5 protein-coding genes are annotated in these 3032 nt (G+C 60.9%); all 5 read left to right on the top strand.

What is annotated here, in order from left to right:
• On the top strand, positions 1-650 hold a 650-nt coding region (gene cheR / locus HP546_RS28415; RefSeq protein ID WP_172232601.1), incomplete at its 5' end, for a protein-glutamate O-methyltransferase CheR.
• A gap of 360 nt (positions 651-1010) precedes the next feature.
• Positions 1011-1421 (top strand): flagellar basal body rod protein FlgB, encoded by a 411-nt coding sequence (gene flgB / locus HP546_RS28410; RefSeq protein WP_172232598.1) that lies wholly within the window; start codon positions 1011-1013, stop codon positions 1419-1421.
• Positions 1422-1423: 2 nt separating this feature from the next.
• Positions 1424-1867 carry a flagellar basal body rod protein FlgC gene (flgC, locus tag HP546_RS28405; protein ID WP_026034446.1) on the top strand — a complete coding sequence of 148 codons (444 nt, stop codon included), beginning with the start codon at positions 1424-1426 and terminating at the stop codon, positions 1865-1867.
• 12 nt (positions 1868-1879) lie between these two features.
• Entirely contained in the window at positions 1880-2581 is a 702-nt protein-coding gene (flgD, locus tag HP546_RS28400) for a flagellar hook assembly protein FlgD (RefSeq protein WP_172232595.1), read from the top strand.
• Positions 2582-2609: 28 nt separating this feature from the next.
• Positions 2610-3032 (top strand): flagellar hook-basal body complex protein (locus HP546_RS28395; protein WP_172232592.1); only part of this gene is annotated, 423 nt, incomplete at its 3' end.

The raw sequence follows: 3032 nt of genomic DNA, 5'->3' as shown, positions 1-3032 counted from the left end.
GCGGTTTGCGCGAGCAGGTGGTCGATGCCATGACCACCAACGAGACCTTGTGGTTTCGCGATACCTACCCGTTCGAAGTGCTGAAGAACAAGGTGATCCCCGAGTTCATCCGCAACAACCCCGGCCAGCGCCTGCGCATGTGGTCGGCAGCCTGTTCGTCGGGGCAGGAGCCGTATTCCATCTCGATGGCCATCGACGAATTCGAGCGCAGCAACCTTGGCCAGCTGAAGATGGGGGCGCAAATTGTTGCCACCGACCTGTCTGGCACCATGCTGAACAACTGCAAGACCGGCGAGTACGATAGCCTGGCGATTGCCCGCGGCCTGTCGCAGGAGCGCCTGCAACGTTACTTCGACCCCAAGGGGGCCGGGCGCTGGGCAGTGAAACCGGCGATTCGCAGCCGGGTCGAATTCCGCTCGTTCAACCTGCTGGACAGTTATGCCAGCCTGGGCAAGTTCGACATCGTGTTTTGCCGCAACGTGCTGATCTACTTCTCGGCGCAGGTGAAGCGCGACATTCTGTTGCGCATTCACAGTACCCTGAAGCCGGGCGGGTACCTGTTCCTGGGGGCTTCGGAGGCGCTGAACGGGTTGCCGGACCATTACCAGATGGTGCAGTGCAGCCCGGGGATCATCTACCAGGCCAAGTAAGCCCAAAGGCCGGCAGCGACAATTGCCGGCCTTTTTGTTGCCTGTCAGGGCCTTATCGCCGGCAAGCCAGCTCCCACAGGACCAGCACAGGCCTCAGCATTTGTGCAGTACTTGTGGGAGCTGGCTTGCCGGCGATGCAGGCGGCGCGGTGCCGACGTCAATTTTTTGGTTTGCCGCTCTTGCCGCCCGGCAATTGCCGCTTTCGCCGCACAAGGCGGAAGGCCTTTGCCGCTTTTCTGGCATCAACCCCACCGAACGCTGCCTCGCAGCCCAGTGTTTCCAGGCTTTGCAGTGGTTGGCACAGCCCTTGCTATACCTTGCTCAACGATATTCCGGTCAACCTCCGAAGGTTTCCCCGACATGAGCATCAGCTTCGACAAGGCGCTTGGTATCCACGAAAAGGCCCTGGGCTTCCGCGCCCAGCGCGCCGAAGTGCTGGCCAACAACATCGCCAACGCCGACACGCCCAACTACAAGGCGCGTGACATGGACTTTTCCTCGGTGCTGGCTGCCGAAACCAGCAAGCAGCAGGGTGGCCGGTTCGCCATGGACCGGACCAACAGCCGCCATATCGAAGCCGATGGGCTGGCGATCGCGGCCGACGATACCCTCAAGTACCGTACCCCGCTGCAGCCTTCGATCGACCAGAACACCGTGGACGCGCAGATCGAGCAATCGAACTACACCGAAAACGCCATCGGTTTCCAGGCCAGCTTCACCTTGCTCAACAGTAAATTCAAAGGGCTGGTTTCCGCCCTGCGGGGAGAATGACCATGTCCCTTTCCAGTGTTTTCAATATTGCCGGTAGCGGCATGAGCGCGCAGAACACGCGCCTGAACACCGTCGCTTCCAACATCGCCAACGCCGAGACCGTGTCCTCGAGCATCGACCAGACCTACCGCGCCCGCCACCCGGTGTTCGCCACCACCTTCCAGGATGCGCAGGCCGGCGGCAGCCAGTCGCTGTTCGAGGACCAGGGCGAAGCGGGGCAGGGCGTGCAGGTCAAAGGCATCGTCGAGGACCAGAGCACCCTGGAAGCGCGCTACGAGCCGAACCACCCGGCGGCGAACAAGGATGGTTACGTCTACTACCCCAACGTCAACGTGGTCGAGGAGATGGCTGACATGATCTCCGCCAGCCGCGCGTTCCAGACCAACGCCGAGCTGATGAACACCGCCAAAAGCATGATGCAGAAAGTCCTGACCCTGGGGCAGTGATAGGAAGCCGACATGACCACCACCAATTCCACCACCGACGTCGGTAGCGCCTACCTGACCTCGCTGCAGAAGCAGACCTCCAAGACCGACAGCAGCACCGGTGCCGCCGGCAGCGCGTTGGGCAAGGACGCTTTCCTGCAGTTGCTGGTTACCCAGATGCAGAACCAGAACCCGCTCGACCCGCAGGAAAACGGCGAGTTCGTGGCCCAGCTGGCGCAGTTCAGCAGCCTCGAAAGCATGCAGTCGCTGAATGATGCGGTGACCTATATCGCCACTGGGCTGCAGTCTTCCCAGGCCCTGCAGGCGTCGTCGCTGGTCGGGCGCAATGTGATCGTGCAGACCGACAAGGCCGTGGTCGACACCAGCAAGGACATGAAGGGTTCGGTCAACCTTACCTCGTCCAGCACCTCCACCTCGGTGGGTATCTACGACAAGGACGACAAGCTGGTACGTACCATCGAGCTGGGTACCCAGAAGGCCGGCAGCATCGACTTCACCTGGGATGGCCTGAACGACGACGGTGAAGTGGCCGATGCCGGCACCTACACCTTCAAGGCCAGCGCCTCGATCGATGGCCAGGCCACGGCCATGACCACCAATCTGCCGGCCTCGGTGACCAGCGTGACCATGGGCAGCAACGGTTCGGAAATGACGCTCAACCTGGCCGGCCTGGGCAGTGTTGCGCTTTCCAAAATTCAAAGCATCGGCATCTAGGGCCTGAGCAAAACGACAGGAGTTACACATGTCTTTCAATATCGGCCTTAGCGGCCTCTATGCAGCAAACAAGGCCCTGAACGTTACCGGCAACAACATTGCCAACGTTGCCACCACCGGCTTCAAGTCGTCGCGCGCCGAGTTCGCCGACCAGTACTCCAACTCCGTACGTGGCACCAGCGCGGGCAAGACCGTGATCGGTACCGGGGTGAAAACCGCTGCGGTTTCGCAGTTGTTCACTCCAGGCAACATCAATGCCACCGGCCAGGCGCTGGACATGGCCATCGATGGCAACGGTTTCTTTGCCCTGAACGACAACGGTTCGAAGATCTACACCCGTGCTGGCGCGTTCTACAGCGACAAGGCCGGTTATGTGGTGAACTCTTCGGGTGCCAACCTGCAGGGCTATGCAGTCGGTGAGGACGGCAAACTCATCCAGGGCGTGCTGACC

This window comes from Pseudomonas sp. CM25 (genome assembly GCF_013179705.1).
GTDB lineage: Bacteria > Pseudomonadota > Gammaproteobacteria > Pseudomonadales > Pseudomonadaceae > Aquipseudomonas.
The sequence above is the reverse complement of the archived record's forward strand: the minus strand, read 5'-3'. Positions and strand labels throughout refer to the sequence as shown.

Coding starts and splice junctions, on each gene's coding strand:
- flgB (WP_172232598.1), top strand. CDS start 1,011: ATGAGCATCAGCTTCGACAAGGCGCTTGGTATCCACGAAAAGGCCCTG.
- flgC (WP_026034446.1), top strand. CDS start 1,424: ATGTCCCTTTCCAGTGTTTTCAATATTGCCGGTAGCGGCATGAGCGCG.
- flgD (WP_172232595.1), top strand. CDS start 1,880: ATGACCACCACCAATTCCACCACCGACGTCGGTAGCGCCTACCTGACC.